This window comes from Agrobacterium sp. CFBP2214 (assembly GCF_030209895.1).
GTDB lineage: Bacteria > Pseudomonadota > Alphaproteobacteria > Rhizobiales > Rhizobiaceae > Agrobacterium > Agrobacterium radiobacter.
Genome location: NZ_JARVRC010000010.1, coordinates 270,597 through 284,669, shown reverse-complemented (window position 1 = coordinate 284,669; position 14,073 = coordinate 270,597). Strand labels below are relative to the sequence as shown.

Here is a 14,073-nt window from a genome sequence, read left to right as displayed (position 1 = left end):
GGCCACTCGAACCGTCCGGACGACGAAGGCATCCAATGGACCATATCGACCATATTCTCGTCGTGGACGACGACAGGGAAATCCGGGAGCTGGTCTCCAGCTACCTGAAGAAGAACGGCCTACGTACGAGCGTGGCAGCCGATGGACGGCAGATGAGAAGTTTTCTCGACGGCAATACCGTCGATCTCATCGTGCTCGACGTGATGATGCCTGGCGATGACGGGCTAGTTTTATGCCGAGAGCTGCGGGCGGGGAAACACAAAGCCACGCCGGTCCTGATGCTGACGGCCCGCGATGACGAGATGGATCGCATTATCGGGCTCGAAATGGGCGCCGACGACTATCTGTCGAAGCCCTTCGCTGCCCGTGAGCTTCTTGCGCGGATCAAAGCCATCCTGCGCCGCACGCGGATGCTGCCTCCCAATCTGCAGATCAGCGAGGCCGGGCAGCTCCTGACCTTTGGTGAGTGGCGCCTCGACACGGTGGGCCGTCACCTGCTCGACAGGGAGGGCACGACCGTGGCCTTGAGCGGCGCCGAATACCGGCTCCTCAGGGTCTTCATCGATCATCCCCAGCGCGTCCTCAACCGGGACCAGTTGTTAAATCTCACTCAGGGCCGCGATGCCGAACTTTTCGACCGGTCGATCGATCTTCTCGTAAGCCGCGTGCGCCAAAGGCTGGGGGATGACGCGCGCGAACCCGTCTACATCAAGACGGTGCGGGCGGAAGGCTATGTCTTTGCGGTGCCCGTGGAGATTTCGGAGCCGAGGATATGAACGGCCGACGCCTGCTCGCCGGCTGGTGGCCGCGCTCGTTGCGGTCCAGACTTTTCATCATCCTGTTTGCGGGCCTCGCCATTGCCTACGGCCTGTCGTTCAGCATCCTCTTTGCCGAACGATATATTTCGGCAAAGGCGGTCATGCTCGGCACTCTTGAGCAGGATCTGGCTGTATCGATCGCCATCATCGACCGCCTGCCTGCGGAAGAGCGGGCGCAATGGGTCCATCGCCTGAGCCGCAGCAATTATCAGCTCGTCCTCGGCCCGGGTGTACCAGGTGTTTCCGACATGTCTGGCCGCGGCGCTGAAATTGCGCAGAGGATCGAGGAGGCAGCAGGACACCGTTTCCCCGTCAAGGTCGAGTCCATTCCCGGCGACGGCAAGCGGCTTCAGGCGCATCTGACGCTATCGGACGGCTCGCCCCTGACAATTGACGTGACACCGCGCGGCGTGATGCCGCTGGCGGAATGGCTGCCTTATGTCTTCGCCGCGCAGATGGGGCTTCTTGTTCTGTGCACCTGGTTTGCAGTGCGACAGACGACCAGACCGCTCAGCGCGCTGGCTGCGGCAGCCGAAGCGCTGGATCCGGGGGAAAAGGGGTTGCCGATGAGTGAGAGTGGCCCAAGCGAAGTTGCCCACGCCGCCCGCGCGTTCAACGCCATGCGCGATCGCGTCGCGCAATATCTCGAGGAGCGTGTCCAGATTCTTGCGGCGATCTCGCACGACCTGCAGACGCCCATCACCCGGATGCGGTTGCGGGCCGATATGGCAGACGATACGCCGGAAAAGGAAAAGCTGGTCAGTGACCTGCGTGAAATCGAACGCCTGGTGCAGGATGGGATCGCTTACGCACGCAGCGCTCACGGCAATGGCGAGAAATCCTCCCGTATCGATCTGGCTTCTTTCATCGACAGCATCGCCTACGACTATCAGGATACCGGAAAAGCCGTAACAGTTGCCGGCATGGTGCGCGGCACCGCGTCGACAAAGCCACATGCACTGCGAAGAATCCTGACGAACTTCATAGACAACGCCCTCAAATTCGCCGGCAGCGCCGAAATTAAAGTGGACCGGCGTGGTGAAGGCACCGTGGTCATCACGGTGCTCGATCGGGGGCCGGGCATCCCCGACGAGATGCTGCAAAATGCCATGCAGCCCTTCTTCCGGATTGAAACATCGAGAAACCGCGACACAGGCGGAACAGGTCTCGGACTGGCGATCGCGCAGCAGCTCGCCGGAACGATCGGCGGCTCGGTTCGCCTCTATAACAGGCAGGGCGGCGGGCTTGCGGCCGAGGTGGCCTTTCCCTGACAGGGATGCGGGTCGACGATAACCGGTGACAAAGCGCCGATACTTTTCGATACAGTTTCGCAGTTTCCGGAAACATGCCGGATACGCTGATCCATCACAAAGCTCCTATCACGAAACGCCGCAGCAGCGGCAAATGAAAGGAGCCTCCCATGACCAAGATCGAGACTGTTCTTTATACCGGCAAGACCCACACGACCGGCGGACGTGACGGATCGGCGCAAAGCGATGATGGCGCGCTGGGCATCAAGCTCTCGCCTCCGGGCAGCGGAAAGCCGGGCACAAATCCCGAACAGCTTTTTGCAGCCGGCTGGTCGGCATGTTTTATCGGCGCCATGACAAAGGCGGCGGCAAAACGCCAGCTCCGGCTTCCCGCCGACACCGCCGTCGATGCGGAAGTCGACCTCGGCACGACGGGCGGCGAGTTCTTCCTGCAGGCTCGCCTGTCGGTAAGCCTGCCCGGGATCGATCGTCCCGTAGCACAGGCCATCATCGAGGATGCGCACCAGATCTGCCCCTATTCGAAGGCAACCAGGGGGAACATCGATGTTACGCTCAAGCTCGCTTAAGCCGATTGTTTCCGCCCGTGCGTTTGTCGTCGCCATCGTGTTTGCGGCGATATTCGCAGCACCGTGCGTATATGATGCTACATCCGACGAGCCCTCGCCGCTTGCAGGACTTCTGGGCGCAGTTTCATCGATGTGACCACAAGGGAACGGCTCGGCGCCCGCCGCAGCCGTTTTCGCGTTTCAACTTCTTCCTGCCATCCCTCTGATCAACTCAAGGAAGCCTGCTTGCGACCCATGCGGCGCGCCTCCAGCGCGTTCCGCGGCGGCCAGACGAGCCGGATTTCCAACCATCTTAAACGAGGCCAGATCAATGCGATCAATTGAACACATCTATGTCGACGGTAAATTTGTGGTGCCAGACGGCAATGAACGGCTGGACCTTTTCAATCCGGCAACGGAAGAAAAAATCGGCGATGTCCGGCTTGGCAACGCCGATGATGCAAGGGCCGCAGTGGCAGCCGCGAAACGCGCTTTTCCCGCCATGGCAACATCCACCAAGGCGCAGCGTATCGATATGCTGCGCAGCCTGCGCGATACGATCGCAGAGCGACCGGATGAGCTCACGCAGGTCATGACCGAAGAATACGGCGCGCCCGCTTATTTCACGGCTTTCTCCGTTCAAAACGCAGCGTCGATTTTTGATGTTATGGCTGAGACCGTGGCGAACTACGACTTTGACCGGGTCGTGGGCAAAAGCACGGTCACGATGCAGCCGCGCGGCGTTCTCGCCGCCATCACGCCCTGGAACAGCAATTTCGGTTTTATCGCCACCAAGCTTGCGCATGCAATCGGTTCCGGCTCGTCCCTTGTCATCAAGCCGGCCGAACAGAGTGCGTTTCAGACGGATATTCTGGTGAGAAGGCTGCATCAGGCCGGCCTGCCGGCAGGGGTTTTCAACATTGTCAACGGCACGGGTCCGGTGGTCGGTGCGGCGCTGACGCAGGATCCCGACGTTGCGACCATCAGTTTCACCGGTTCCACCCAGGCTGCAAAGATCATTCAACGCGCGGCGATCGACGGCATGAAAAGAGTGGTTCTGGAGCTGGGAGGAAAAGCACCCACCATTATCCTGCCGGATGCCGACCTCGACAAGGCCATACCTGTCGCCCTGATGTCGGGCTTTGCAAACAGCGGCCAGGCCTGCGTCGCGGGTACCCGCATCCTGGCTCCGCGGTCCCGTCTCCCCGAGATTGCCGAGCGGTTGAGGATGGCGGCTGAAAAATTCAAAGTTGGCGATCCCCGTGATCCGGAGGTTCGGGTAGGCCCTCTCGCCAGCCTTGCCCAGTGGGAGAGGATTCAGACTTACATCCGGCTTGGTGTCGAAGAAGGAGCAACCCTGCTGACAGGCGGAACCGGACGACCGGCCGGGATTGAAAAAGGATGGTTCGCCCGCCCGACAATCTTCGCAGATGTCACGAACGAAATGCGCATCGCCCGCGAAGAAATCTTTGGTCCCGTCCTGTGTCTTCTCGCCTATGAGGACGAAGATGAGGCCGTCGAAATCGCCAATGATAGCGACTACGGATTGCAGGCCTATGTGCTTGGATCCGACCTCAGACGTGCCGAACACATAGCCGCAAGGCTTATGGCCGGCCGCGTCGTCATCAACGGCGCACCGCATGATCCTCGCGCGCCCTTCGGCGGTTTCAAGCAATCCGGTATCGGCAGGGAGATTGGTGCCTTCGGTCTCGACGGCATGCTCGAACCGCGAGCCGTTCTCACCCCGTAACGCGAGAAGTCTGCAGCGCCGGTCACGGCGCACTCTCCGTTCTGCTTCAGGCCGACTTTGTATCCAGAAGTGTCAGCCGTGCGAAAACCGACGTTTGGTGACGCAACAGCAGGTCGAAAGAAACAGCCGGGATACGATCAACATCTACCTGTTTCGGACGCGAAATGGTCGCGGAACACACCGATATGGAGAGAAATATGACCGACGTCCTTCACCCTGCAAAAGGCGGACACAACACGGCGATTGTCCTTGGGTCTGCAATGGCCGTGTTGATGGCCTTCACCCCTGCCTTGGCAGTTGAGACTGTCAAACCACCCCAATCCGAAACCGCCTCTGCCGACGACAGCATTCGGCCGTTCCAGGTTCATGTCGATCAGTCGCAGATTGACGACCTCAAGGCGAGGATTAGGAATGCGCGCTGGCCGGATAAGGAAACCGTTGGCGATATTTCCCAGGGCATCCAGCTGGCGCGGGTTCAGGATCTCGTCCGATATTGGGGCAGCGACTATGACTGGCGAAATGCCGAGAAAGAACTCAACGCCTTGCCGCAGTTCATCACCACGATCGACGGCGTCGACATCCACTTCATTCATGTCCGCTCACGCCATCCCAACGCCTTGCCTGTCATCCTCACCCACGGCTGGCCGGGTTCAATCTTCGAGTTCACAAAAGTCATCGGCCCGTTGACGGACCCGACCGCTTATGGCGGCAAAGCCGAAGACGCGTTCGACGTGATCATTCCCTCCATCCCCGGCTATGGTTTTTCAGGCCATCCGACCGATCTGGGCTGGGGACCGGACCGTGTTGCACGCGCCTGGGACACCCTTGTGAAGCGCCTCGGCTACACGCGTTATGTTTCCCAGGGCGGCGATCATGGTTCGGTCATTTCCGATGCGCTTGCCCGGCAGGCGCCAAAGGGTCTGCTCGGCATCCATCTCAATATGCCGGCCACCGTTCCCGCTACGCTCATGAAAGGGATCAACAGCGGTGATCCGGCCCCTGCGGACCTGTCTGCGCAGGAACGAAATGCCTACGAATCGCTCAAAGAGTTTTTCGGCAGGAACGCTGCCTATGGCGCAATGATGGTCACAAGACCGCAGACGATCGGCTATTCCCTGTCGGATTCACCTGTCGGTCTTGCATCCTTCATCTACGAGAAATTCGCGCAATGGAGCGACAGCAATGGCGAGCCCGAAAGCGTGCTTTCCAGGGATGAAATGCTCAACGACATCACTCTCTACTGGTTGACCAACAGCGGCGCGTCCGGCGCGCGTTTCTATTGGGAAAACAACAACAACAACTTCAGCGCGGACGCCCAGAAGACCAGGGACATCAAGATCCCCGTCGGCATCACCGTTTTCCCGAAGGAAATCTATCAGGCTCCGGAGAGCTGGAGCAGGCAGGCCTATCCATCGCTAACCTATTATCATCAGGTCGATCATGGCGGACATTTCGCCGCCTGGGAGCAGCCCGGGATTTTCTCAAGAGAGCTTCGTGACGCTTTCAGAAAACTGCGCTGAGAGACGTCATTCTGGAAGCGCGGTTCCCGGACCGCGCTTCACCACATACTCGTGTTGCTGTCCGATTTAACGCTTGGGCGTTTCTGCACCAAAAAAGCCGTCGCTCGACACCAGTCGAGGAACGGCTTTTTCCGTATCTGAGGCCAGGAGATTTCAGGCCGCAACCGCGACACGTTCCGCCATCCACTGATCCAGCGCAGATCGCAGCATTGATCCGGACACGGCGTCCGTGGAGGCGATCCTGATCAGGTATTGTGCGGCGTCAACGGCTATCGAGCAGCCGATCGGCAGGCGGTTCTCTGCGCAGAACTCATTCAAAACCCTGCGGATCGACAGAAGCGACACTGCGTTGGTCATCTCGGATCTCCATCATGAATAACGATATTGCGCCACTTGATGGAGAAGCGTTGTGTCGAGAGTTTTCCATCGAAACCGAAAACGGTACCTCGATGTAGCCTGACTGGTTGCTGATACAATAAGCTATCGTCGAGGATGGCGATCGCATCGATCAGTCCTGAAATTTCGTTTCGTCGCTCGACGGCTCCGGGTTCGCGTCGATCCGGTTTTCCGCCTCGGCCTGCCGGGACAGAGGAAGCTCCAGCTGAATATCCTCCATCTCGGGCAGGCTTGCGATGCCGTCACGAAGGGCAAGGTCTTCATAAGATGGTTTGAACGGCATCGGAATCTCCTTCCGCGCGAGAAATTGGCCGCCATCCGCTTTTTCCGGCGGCGGCCGTTTCCGGTGATCAGCTCTTCACAAAGGCCAGCAGATCCGGATTGATGACATCGGCATGGGTGGTCAGCATGCCGTGCGGATACCCCTTATACACCTTCAGCGTACCATTCTTCAGCAGTTTGACCGACAATTCGGCAGAATCTGCGATCGGCACGACCTGGTCGTCATCGCCGTGGAGAACGAGCGTCGGCACCGTGATCGCCTTCAGGTCTTCCGTCTGATCGGTTTCCGAGAAGGCTTTTACACCGTCATAATGGGCCTTGGCGCTACCCATCATGCCCTGACGCCACCAGTTCTGGATGACACCGGGATAGACTTTGGCATCCGGACGGTTGAAGCCATAGAACGGACCGGTCGGCACGTCGAGGAAGAACTGGGCGCGGTTTTCGGCTACGCCCTTGCGGAAGCTGTCGAAGACTTCGATCGGCAGGCCGCCGGGATTGGAAGGCGTCTTCAACATCAGCGGCGGAACGGCGGAGACGAGCACGGCCTTGGCAACGCGGCCCTGCGGCTCGCCGAATTTGGCGACGTAACGCGCGACCTCTCCGCCGCCGGTCGAGTGGCCAATGTGAACCGCATTCCTGAGATCGAGATGTTCGGCAACGGCGGATGCATCGGCGGCATAATGATCCATGTCGTGGCCGTCGCTCACCTGCTGGGAACGGCCGTGGCCGCGACGGTCATGGGCCACGACGCGGTAACCGTTCTGGGCGAAGAACAGCATCTGCGCGTCCCAGTCGTCGGAGGACAAAGGCCAGCCGTGATGGAAGACGATCGGCTGGGCATCCTTCGGCCCCCAGTCCTTGAAATAGATATCGACGCCGTCCTTGGTCTTTACGAATGATTCGGTCATTGGAAATGCTCCTTCGTTTCGGGATGGGATGGATTTTGAAAAGGCTGTTGATGGCATGGCCATCGCGGTGGAAAGCGCGGCGCCGGCCAGCAGAACATGCCGTCTCGAAAGCGCCAGCTCGATAGGATTGTCGGTCATTTCGGTTTTCCTGCCTGGTTTCAGCGGGCGCGGCGGGTGGTTTCAAACAGGAACCAGGTGCGGCGCTCGGTCTCGTCGATCCAGTTTTCGATCAGGCTGGTAGTGGCGTGGTCGTTGAGGTCGGAGGTGAGGCTGTGCGTTTGCCGCAGGATGGCGGTGAGCTGCTTGTTGTCCTCGCGCAGTTCGGCAAGCATATCCTCCGGCGTGACGAAGTCGGCGTCATTATCAAGTAGACGCTGCAGGCGACCGATATGGCCGATGGAGCGGATGGTCGTGCCGCCGATCTTGCGCGCCCTTTCGGCAATGTCGTCGGTCATCGCAAAGATCTGGGCGCCCTGTTCGTCCAGCAGCGTGTGATAATCACGGAAATGCGGACCGGAAACATGCCAGTGGAAATTCTTGGTCTTGATGTAGAGCGTGAAGACATCCGCCAGCAGCGCGGTCAGCGCAGCGGCGATGTCGCGGCTCGCTTCAGCGCCAAGGTCGGTCGGCGTTGCGAGTGGAAGCTTGCGGTTTTTGGCGGCTGTGGTCGTGTCCATGATCGTTCTCCTTTTGCAATCGACCGCCCGTTGTTGAGCGCCCCTGTTGCGGCTGTCTGATCGGCACCGAGGATAGAAAGAAGGATGGCTCGGGAGAAATCGGCTGCTGGTACAGTCCACCCGATACCTAAGTGTAGTTTCGGCAATTTCGAACCCGGGATAGTTTTCACCTGTCGCCCCACCCCAGGGCGATTGGCTCGCAGAAGCCATCGTCTCCGGTGTCCCCCTCCCCCGGAGCTGCGGATCTCCTCCCGATCCGCCAAGGCCGCCCCCGCCGCAGGAGGCGGCCTTTTTTTCGTTTCGGCCTCGGACCTGCAGGCAACCTATGCCTGAGTATTATGTTTACTCTTTCGCCGTTGCGTTAGCCTCAGCGGGCACGACAATCGTCAATCTGCAAAATCGAAGGAATTCCAACATGGCGGAAGAACGGCCCGAAGGTATTGAAAAATACGATCACCCAGCCGGCGGCTGGGATGCATTGAAAGCCGTCGCGAAAACGCTCGCGCACCAGCAGATCGTCGCGCAGGGCACGATGACGCTGCTCAAGGCTAATCAGCCCGAGGGTTTCGACTGTCCCGGCTGCGCCTGGCCCGACCCCAAACACACCTCATCCTTCGAGTTCTGCGAAAACGGCGCCAAGGCCATCACCTGGGAATCGACGGCGAAACGATCCGGACCCGAATTTTTCGCCCAGCATACGGTTTCCGAACTGTGGCAATGGACGGATCACAAGCTGGAGGATGCCGGCCGGCTGACCCTTCCCCTGCATTACAATGCCGAAAGCGATCGCTATGAGCCAATCGCGTGGGATGACGCCTTCAATCTGATCGCGCAGGAACTCAACAAGCTCGACGACCCCGACAAGGCGGAATTCTATACATCCGGCCGGGCGTCCAACGAGGCCGCCTTTCTCTATCAGCTTTTCGTGCGCGCCTATGGGACGAACAATTTCCCTGATTGTTCCAACATGTGCCACGAGGCCACCAGCGTCGGCCTTCCGAAATCCATCGGCGTCGGCAAAGGCACGGTGACGCTGGAGGATTTCGATCATGCCGATGCGATCTTCAGCTTCGGCCACAATCCCGGCACCAACCATCCGCGCATGATGACGACGCTGCATAATGCCGCAAAACGCGGCGTGCCGATCGTGGTCTTCAATCCGCTGAAGGAACGGGCGCTGGAACGCTTCGCCGCGCCACAGGACCCGATCGAAATGGCGACGCTCTCTTCGACGCCCATCGCCTCCGCCTACCATCAACTGCGCACCGGCGGTGATCTCGCAGCCCTCAAGGGCATCATGAAAGCGGTGTTCGAACTGGATGCGGAAAACCAGAAGGCGGGTGGTGCCGGTGTGCTCGACCGAACCTTCATCGAAGAACACACCGACGGTCTCGACGCACTGCGCGCCGACATCGACGCTACCTCCTGGGACACCATCTGCTCCGTCAGTGGGCTGACGAAGGAGGCGCTTGAAAGCGCTGCCCGGATTTATGTGAACGCCTCCAATGTCATCATCTGTTACGGCATGGGCATCACGCAGCACGCCAAGGGCACGGGCAACGTGCAGCAGATCGCAAATCTGCTGCTGCTGCGCGGTAATATGGGCCGCCCGGGTGCGGGAATAGCGCCCATTCGCGGCCATTCCAACGTACAGGGCGACCGCACCGTCGGCATCACCGAAATCCCGAACAAGGCGCTGCTGGACGGCATGGAGCGCGCTTTCGGTTTCCGTCCCCCTGCGGAAAAAGGCCACAATGCCATAGAGGCCGTCGAGGCGATCATCGCCGGCAAGTCCCGGGCACTGATCTGTCTTGGTGGAAACCTCGCCGTCGCCATGTCGGATACCGGCGCGACCTTCAAGGGCATGCGCAACCTCGATCTCGCCGTTCACATCGCAACAAAACTCAACCGCTCGCACCTTCTGACAGCGAAGATATCGCTGATCCTGCCCTGCCTTGGACGCACCGATCTGGATACCCAGTCCTTGGGCCCGCAGGCCGTGACAGTCGAGGACTCGATGTCGATGGTGCATGCCTCTCGCGGTTTCCTGAACCCGCCCGGGGAGCTGGTCAGGTCGGAGCCGGCCATTATCGCGGGCATCGCCAAAGCGACAATCGGCAGCCGCCATGGAATAGACTGGGATTGGCTGATTGCCGATTACGACCGCGTCCGCGACAAGATCGAAGAGGTCTTTCCCGATTTCAGGGATTTCAACAGCCGGGTTCGGGTAAAAGGCGGCTTTCGCCTTGATGTCGCGGCCTCGTTCCGCCGCTGGAACACGCAGAGCGGCAAGGCCAATTTCCTTGTCGCCACGGGGCTTGAAGAAGATCCGCTCATCTCCAATCCCACCGCCCTCGTGCTGACCACGATCCGCAGCCACGATCAGTACAATACGACGATCTATGGCATGGATGACCGTTATCGCGGCGTCTTCGGCCGAAGGGACATCATCTTCATGAACCGGCACGACCTTGCCGAGCGCGGCCTGAAGGATGGTGATCGCATCGATATTCACGGCATCGGCCCAGAAAATAAAGACCGACACCTCGTTCAGGGTTTCACCGCCGTCGAATACAATATCCCGAAGGGGTCGGCCGCAGGCTATTATCCGGAAATGAATGCGGTGGTGGCGCTCGGTCATTATGACCGCCTTTCCGGAACGCCTTCCTACAAGGGTGTCCCGATCACGGTGAGCCCGGCAGCCGCCTGACGACCGAAGGCCCGGCGCGCAACGCAGCGGTCGTTGCGCGCTCTTCTCCCCACCGTTTGGGTTGGACCTCACCTCGGGCCATCAGGCATGGCCTGTGGATGACCGGCCATATATGCGGATTTTTCGATATAGCGCCGTGCCGTTTTACCGCTATCCTGATGTTTCGACGACGGTGGCAACCAAGACCTATGTATAGGTCAGGTTGTGCTGAAAAAACCGTATTGTCGGCAAAAATCGCATCGGGGGAACAATGTCGATTGCGTCAAGGATGTTTCGCGCGCGCGAGCCGGAAGGCCGAGCCCACCATCTGGCCTTTGGCCTTGGGGCGCTGGCACTGGCGGCCGCGGTATTTTACGTCGATACCTATACCGACATAGAAGGCGCGATCGCGGTGCTCTATGTCATCACGGTCCTTTTGGCCGCGCAGACTGTAAGCTGGTCGGGACTGATCGCGATCTCCTGTGCCTGTGCAATTCTTTCCCTCCTGTCCTATGCAACGACCCACGCGCAGGATGCGGATTTCCAGTCGGCCCTTCGGTTGGTCGTCGCCCTTGCGGCACTTGCCGTCACGACCATGCTGCTTTTGAAAACGGAGACCGCCCGGCTGGCAATGCTATCCGTCAATGCGGCGCTGAAGGAAAGCGAGGAGCGTTATCGCTCCATTTTCGACCGCACGCGCGTCGCACTCTGGGAACGCGACTATTCGAAGCTTCACGCCCTGCTGATGGGCCTCAAGCAGCGGGGTATCACCGACATACGGGCCCATGCGCGCGCTAACCCGGGTTTTACGCAGCAATGCATCGATCTCATCACGGTTGTTGCGTCAAATGAAGCCGGAAAGGAAATGCTGGGTTACGATTCCTCTATCCGCGGCACCCTCCAGCAGTCGGTCGTTTCTTCGTCCGGCAAGTTCGTCGATGTCCTGCAGGCGATCATCGACAATCGGCGTGTCTTCGAAGACAAGGTGGTGGTGCGCACCGATACCGGCGAAGACAAGCTGGTGCTTCTTTCAATCAGTTTCCCCGCGGAGGCGGCCTCCTTCAACCGTGTGGTGGTCAGCATGGTGGATATCACCCAGCGCGAAATGGCGCTGAAGGCGCTGGCCGAGGCACAGGCGGAGCTGACAAAAGCCTCGAAGGCGGCAGCCGTCGGAGCCATGTCCGCATCGCTCTCCCACGAACTGAACCAGCCGCTTGGCGCCATCATCGTCAATGCGCAGACATTGCTGCGGTGGCTCGATCGCGATCCGCCGGATATTGCCGCCGCCCGCCGCTCGGCCGAACGCATGATCCGCGACGGGCAGCGCGCCAGTGAAATCATCCAGAACACGCGCAGCCTGCTCGCCCATACGAGCGGCAAGATGGAAACCTTCGACCTCGATGAGTTCATCGATGAAACGCTAAGCCTTCTCGAACATGAGCTGGAACGCAGCGGAACCACGGTGCATGTGGAAAAAACGGCCACACCACCGATAACGGCCGTCAGGATCGAATTGCAGCAGGTCCTCATCAACCTTCTCACCAACGCCATTCAGGCCATGGACGAGGCGGGCACCGGCAATCGCACCATCACGGTGCGGAAGGAGCGCGAAGACAGGGACAATATTCATATTGCGGTTCACGACAATGGGCCGGGTTTCCCGGTGCAGATGAAGGAAAAGCTGTTTTCGCCGTTTTTCACGACCAAGGAGACGGGAATGGGCATGGGGCTTTCCATCTGCCGCACGACACTGGAAGCACGGGGCGGCAGGCTTACCGGTGACAATCATCCTCTCGGCGGGGCGGTCTTTACCATTTCCATGCCGATCAGCCAGGAGATGGAACATGCCTGAGCCACGCAAGACGACAAAGGAGCCGCCGTCACCCATCGTGTTCATCGTCGACGACGATGTGTCGATGCGCGAGGCGCTCACCGATCTTTTCCGCTCCATGAAATTCGATGCCGAAGCTTTCGACAGCGCCGCCGCCTTTCTTGAAAAAGCCAATCTGAACCGGCCTGGCTGCCTGCTGCTTGATGTGCGGCTTCCGGGCATAAGCGGCCTTGATTTCCAGATGCAGCTGGAACGCGTCGGCAACCGGATGCCGATCATTTTCATGACCGGCTTCGGCGATATCCCGATGAGCGTGCGGGCGATGAAGGCCGGCGCTGTCGATTTTCTGACCAAGCCCTTCAAGGAACAGGACATTCTGGACGCCGTCGCGGCCGCGATGGAGCGGGATGCGTCGCGCCGCCGCGAAAGCGCCCAGAACGAGGCCGTCACCTCCCTTGCCGAACAGCTGACGCCAAGGGAACGCGAGGTCATGGGCGCCGTTGTCCGCGGCCTGATGAACAAGCAGATCGCCTACGAGCTCGGCATCAGCGAAGTCACCGTGAAACTGCACCGGGGCAATGTCATGCGCAAAATGGAAGCGAGATCGGTTGCCGACCTCGTGCGGAAAGCGGAGCTGATCGGCGAGAAGCTAAGGCCACCTGTATCTTAGTATGGTATCTTTGAGAGCGGCATGGGCGCATAGAGGAAGAAAGAAAAACAGAAAAGGTCGCTTTCATTGCCCCCCGTTCCCGTCATTGCCGTCGTCGACGACGATCCCGCCATTCGCGAAGCCATGGATGATCTCATCATGTCCTTCGGTTACGAATGCCGCCTGTTTGTTTCTGCCGAACAATTCCTGGAATCGAAGCAGCAGGCAGACATCGACTGCATCGTCGTGGATGTGAAAATGCCCGGTCTTTCCGGCATCGAGTTGCAGAGCGAGCTGAACAGGCGCGGCAACCACCCGCCGATGATCTTCGTCACCTCCTATCAGGATGAGCGCACCCGGAATGCGGCCTTGAACGGCGGCGCTTTGGCCTTTCTCGGCAAGCCGGTCAATATCGTCAGTCTGATCGGATGCCTGGAATCCGTTCTTGCCCGGCCGTCCTGACGGCTGACGCTTCGCCACCGAGCGGGCGAGCCAGCCTATATCCGCTCGCAGACAAGCCTTCCATTGCTCCGCTTGCATCTCTTCCAAGTGAAATCCGTCGCTATTTCATGCTCCGACGCCTGGCGTCCGGGCAGGCATTGCCGTTGAGCGGATGCCTCTCGGCGCTTATCCCGCCGCCAACACCTTCCGCTATACGAACTAGACCTCTGTATAGATGCCGGCTCCGCTTCTCCGCCGTAGCCTTTGCTCCAGTCAAGCGCTTCCCCTCCGAA

At 59.6% G+C, this 14,073-nt stretch carries 13 protein-coding genes; 9 read left to right on the top strand and 4 right to left on the bottom strand.

Features of this window, described 5'->3' with window-relative positions:
• Nucleotides 1-35: 35 nt before the first annotated feature.
• The 5 genes from QRN60_RS22610 to QRN60_RS22590 all read left to right on the top strand — a co-directional run bounded on the left by QRN60_RS22610 (nt 36) and on the right by QRN60_RS22590 (nt 5,904).
• Entirely contained in the window at nt 36-776 is a 741-nt protein-coding gene (locus QRN60_RS22610) for a response regulator (RefSeq protein WP_003508322.1), read from the top strand.
• Nucleotides 773-2,089 carry an ATP-binding protein gene (locus QRN60_RS22605; RefSeq protein ID WP_099086962.1) on the top strand — a complete coding sequence of 439 codons (1,317 nt, stop codon included), beginning with the start codon at nt 773-775 and terminating at the stop codon, nt 2,087-2,089. Before QRN60_RS22610 ends, QRN60_RS22605 begins: the two co-directional genes overlap by 4 nt.
• A 149-nt stretch (nt 2,090-2,238) precedes the next feature.
• The gene (locus tag QRN60_RS22600; RefSeq protein ID WP_060726459.1) at nt 2,239-2,655 is read left to right on the top strand and encodes an organic hydroperoxide resistance protein; all 417 of its coding nucleotides are present in this window, start codon (nt 2,239-2,241) and stop codon (nt 2,653-2,655) included.
• 310 nt (nt 2,656-2,965) lie between these two features.
• Nucleotides 2,966-4,384 carry an aldehyde dehydrogenase family protein gene (locus tag QRN60_RS22595; RefSeq protein ID WP_112154458.1) on the top strand — a complete coding sequence of 473 codons (1,419 nt, stop codon included), beginning with the start codon at nt 2,966-2,968 and terminating at the stop codon, nt 4,382-4,384.
• 197 nt (nt 4,385-4,581) lie between these two features.
• Complete coding sequence (locus tag QRN60_RS22590; RefSeq protein WP_080865006.1) at nt 4,582-5,904, top strand: epoxide hydrolase family protein; 1,323 nt, start codon at nt 4,582-4,584, stop codon at nt 5,902-5,904.
• 153 nt (nt 5,905-6,057) lie between these two features.
• Here the strand turns inward: QRN60_RS22590 and QRN60_RS22585 are convergent, their stop codons facing one another.
• The 4 genes from QRN60_RS22585 to QRN60_RS22570 all read right to left on the bottom strand — a co-directional run bounded on the left by QRN60_RS22585 (nt 6,058) and on the right by QRN60_RS22570 (nt 8,170).
• A complete protein-coding gene (locus tag QRN60_RS22585; RefSeq protein ID WP_080865005.1) occupies nt 6,058-6,261 on the bottom strand; it encodes a hypothetical protein in 204 nt (67 codons plus the stop codon).
• A gap of 151 nt (nt 6,262-6,412) precedes the next feature.
• Nucleotides 6,413-6,583, bottom strand: coding sequence for a hypothetical protein (locus QRN60_RS22580; RefSeq protein WP_162993044.1), 171 nt, complete (start codon nt 6,581-6,583; stop codon nt 6,413-6,415).
• A gap of 67 nt (nt 6,584-6,650) precedes the next feature.
• Nucleotides 6,651-7,631 (bottom strand): alpha/beta fold hydrolase, encoded by a 981-nt coding sequence (locus tag QRN60_RS22575; protein ID WP_107677508.1) that lies wholly within the window; start codon nt 7,629-7,631, stop codon nt 6,651-6,653.
• 20 nt (nt 7,632-7,651) lie between these two features.
• Entirely contained in the window at nt 7,652-8,170 is a 519-nt protein-coding gene (locus QRN60_RS22570; protein WP_060723817.1) for a Dps family protein, read from the bottom strand.
• A gap of 415 nt (nt 8,171-8,585) precedes the next feature.
• On the opposite strand from QRN60_RS22570, the gene QRN60_RS22565 reads away from it, so the two are divergent.
• The 4 genes from QRN60_RS22565 (at nt 8,586) to QRN60_RS22550 (ending at nt 13,801) form a co-directional block, all read left to right on the top strand.
• Nucleotides 8,586-10,880, top strand: coding sequence for an FdhF/YdeP family oxidoreductase (locus QRN60_RS22565; protein ID WP_129567381.1), 2,295 nt, complete (start codon nt 8,586-8,588; stop codon nt 10,878-10,880).
• Nucleotides 10,881-11,130: 250 nt separating this feature from the next.
• Entirely contained in the window at nt 11,131-12,711 is a 1,581-nt protein-coding gene (locus QRN60_RS22560; RefSeq protein WP_035213219.1) for a PAS domain-containing sensor histidine kinase, read from the top strand.
• The gene (locus QRN60_RS22555; protein ID WP_003508308.1) at nt 12,704-13,360 is read left to right on the top strand and encodes a response regulator transcription factor; all 657 of its coding nucleotides are present in this window, start codon (nt 12,704-12,706) and stop codon (nt 13,358-13,360) included. The genes QRN60_RS22560 and QRN60_RS22555 overlap by 8 nt, the downstream gene beginning before the upstream one ends.
• Nucleotides 13,361-13,426: 66 nt before the next feature.
• The gene (locus QRN60_RS22550) at nt 13,427-13,801 is read left to right on the top strand and encodes a response regulator transcription factor (RefSeq protein WP_003508307.1); all 375 of its coding nucleotides are present in this window, start codon (nt 13,427-13,429) and stop codon (nt 13,799-13,801) included.
• Nucleotides 13,802-14,073 lie beyond the last annotated feature (272 nt).

What these genes read in the sequence shown, in the direction of transcription:
- QRN60_RS22585 (WP_080865005.1), bottom strand. Translation starts at nt 6,261, where the DNA reads ATGACCAACGCAGTGTCGCTTCTGTCGATCCGCAGGGTTTTGAATGAG.
- QRN60_RS22610 (WP_003508322.1), top strand. Translation starts at nt 36, where the DNA reads ATGGACCATATCGACCATATTCTCGTCGTGGACGACGACAGGGAAATC.
- QRN60_RS22560 (WP_035213219.1), top strand. Translation starts at nt 11,131, where the DNA reads ATGTCGATTGCGTCAAGGATGTTTCGCGCGCGCGAGCCGGAAGGCCGA.
- QRN60_RS22600 (WP_060726459.1), top strand. Translation starts at nt 2,239, where the DNA reads ATGACCAAGATCGAGACTGTTCTTTATACCGGCAAGACCCACACGACC.
- QRN60_RS22565 (WP_129567381.1), top strand. Translation starts at nt 8,586, where the DNA reads ATGGCGGAAGAACGGCCCGAAGGTATTGAAAAATACGATCACCCAGCC.
- QRN60_RS22570 (WP_060723817.1), bottom strand. Translation starts at nt 8,170, where the DNA reads ATGGACACGACCACAGCCGCCAAAAACCGCAAGCTTCCACTCGCAACG.
- QRN60_RS22580 (WP_162993044.1), bottom strand. Translation starts at nt 6,583, where the DNA reads ATGCCGTTCAAACCATCTTATGAAGACCTTGCCCTTCGTGACGGCATC.
- QRN60_RS22590 (WP_080865006.1), top strand. Translation starts at nt 4,582, where the DNA reads ATGACCGACGTCCTTCACCCTGCAAAAGGCGGACACAACACGGCGATT.
- QRN60_RS22595 (WP_112154458.1), top strand. Translation starts at nt 2,966, where the DNA reads ATGCGATCAATTGAACACATCTATGTCGACGGTAAATTTGTGGTGCCA.
- QRN60_RS22605 (WP_099086962.1), top strand. Translation starts at nt 773, where the DNA reads ATGAACGGCCGACGCCTGCTCGCCGGCTGGTGGCCGCGCTCGTTGCGG.
- QRN60_RS22575 (WP_107677508.1), bottom strand. Translation starts at nt 7,631, where the DNA reads ATGACCGACAATCCTATCGAGCTGGCGCTTTCGAGACGGCATGTTCTG.
- QRN60_RS22555 (WP_003508308.1), top strand. Translation starts at nt 12,704, where the DNA reads ATGCCTGAGCCACGCAAGACGACAAAGGAGCCGCCGTCACCCATCGTG.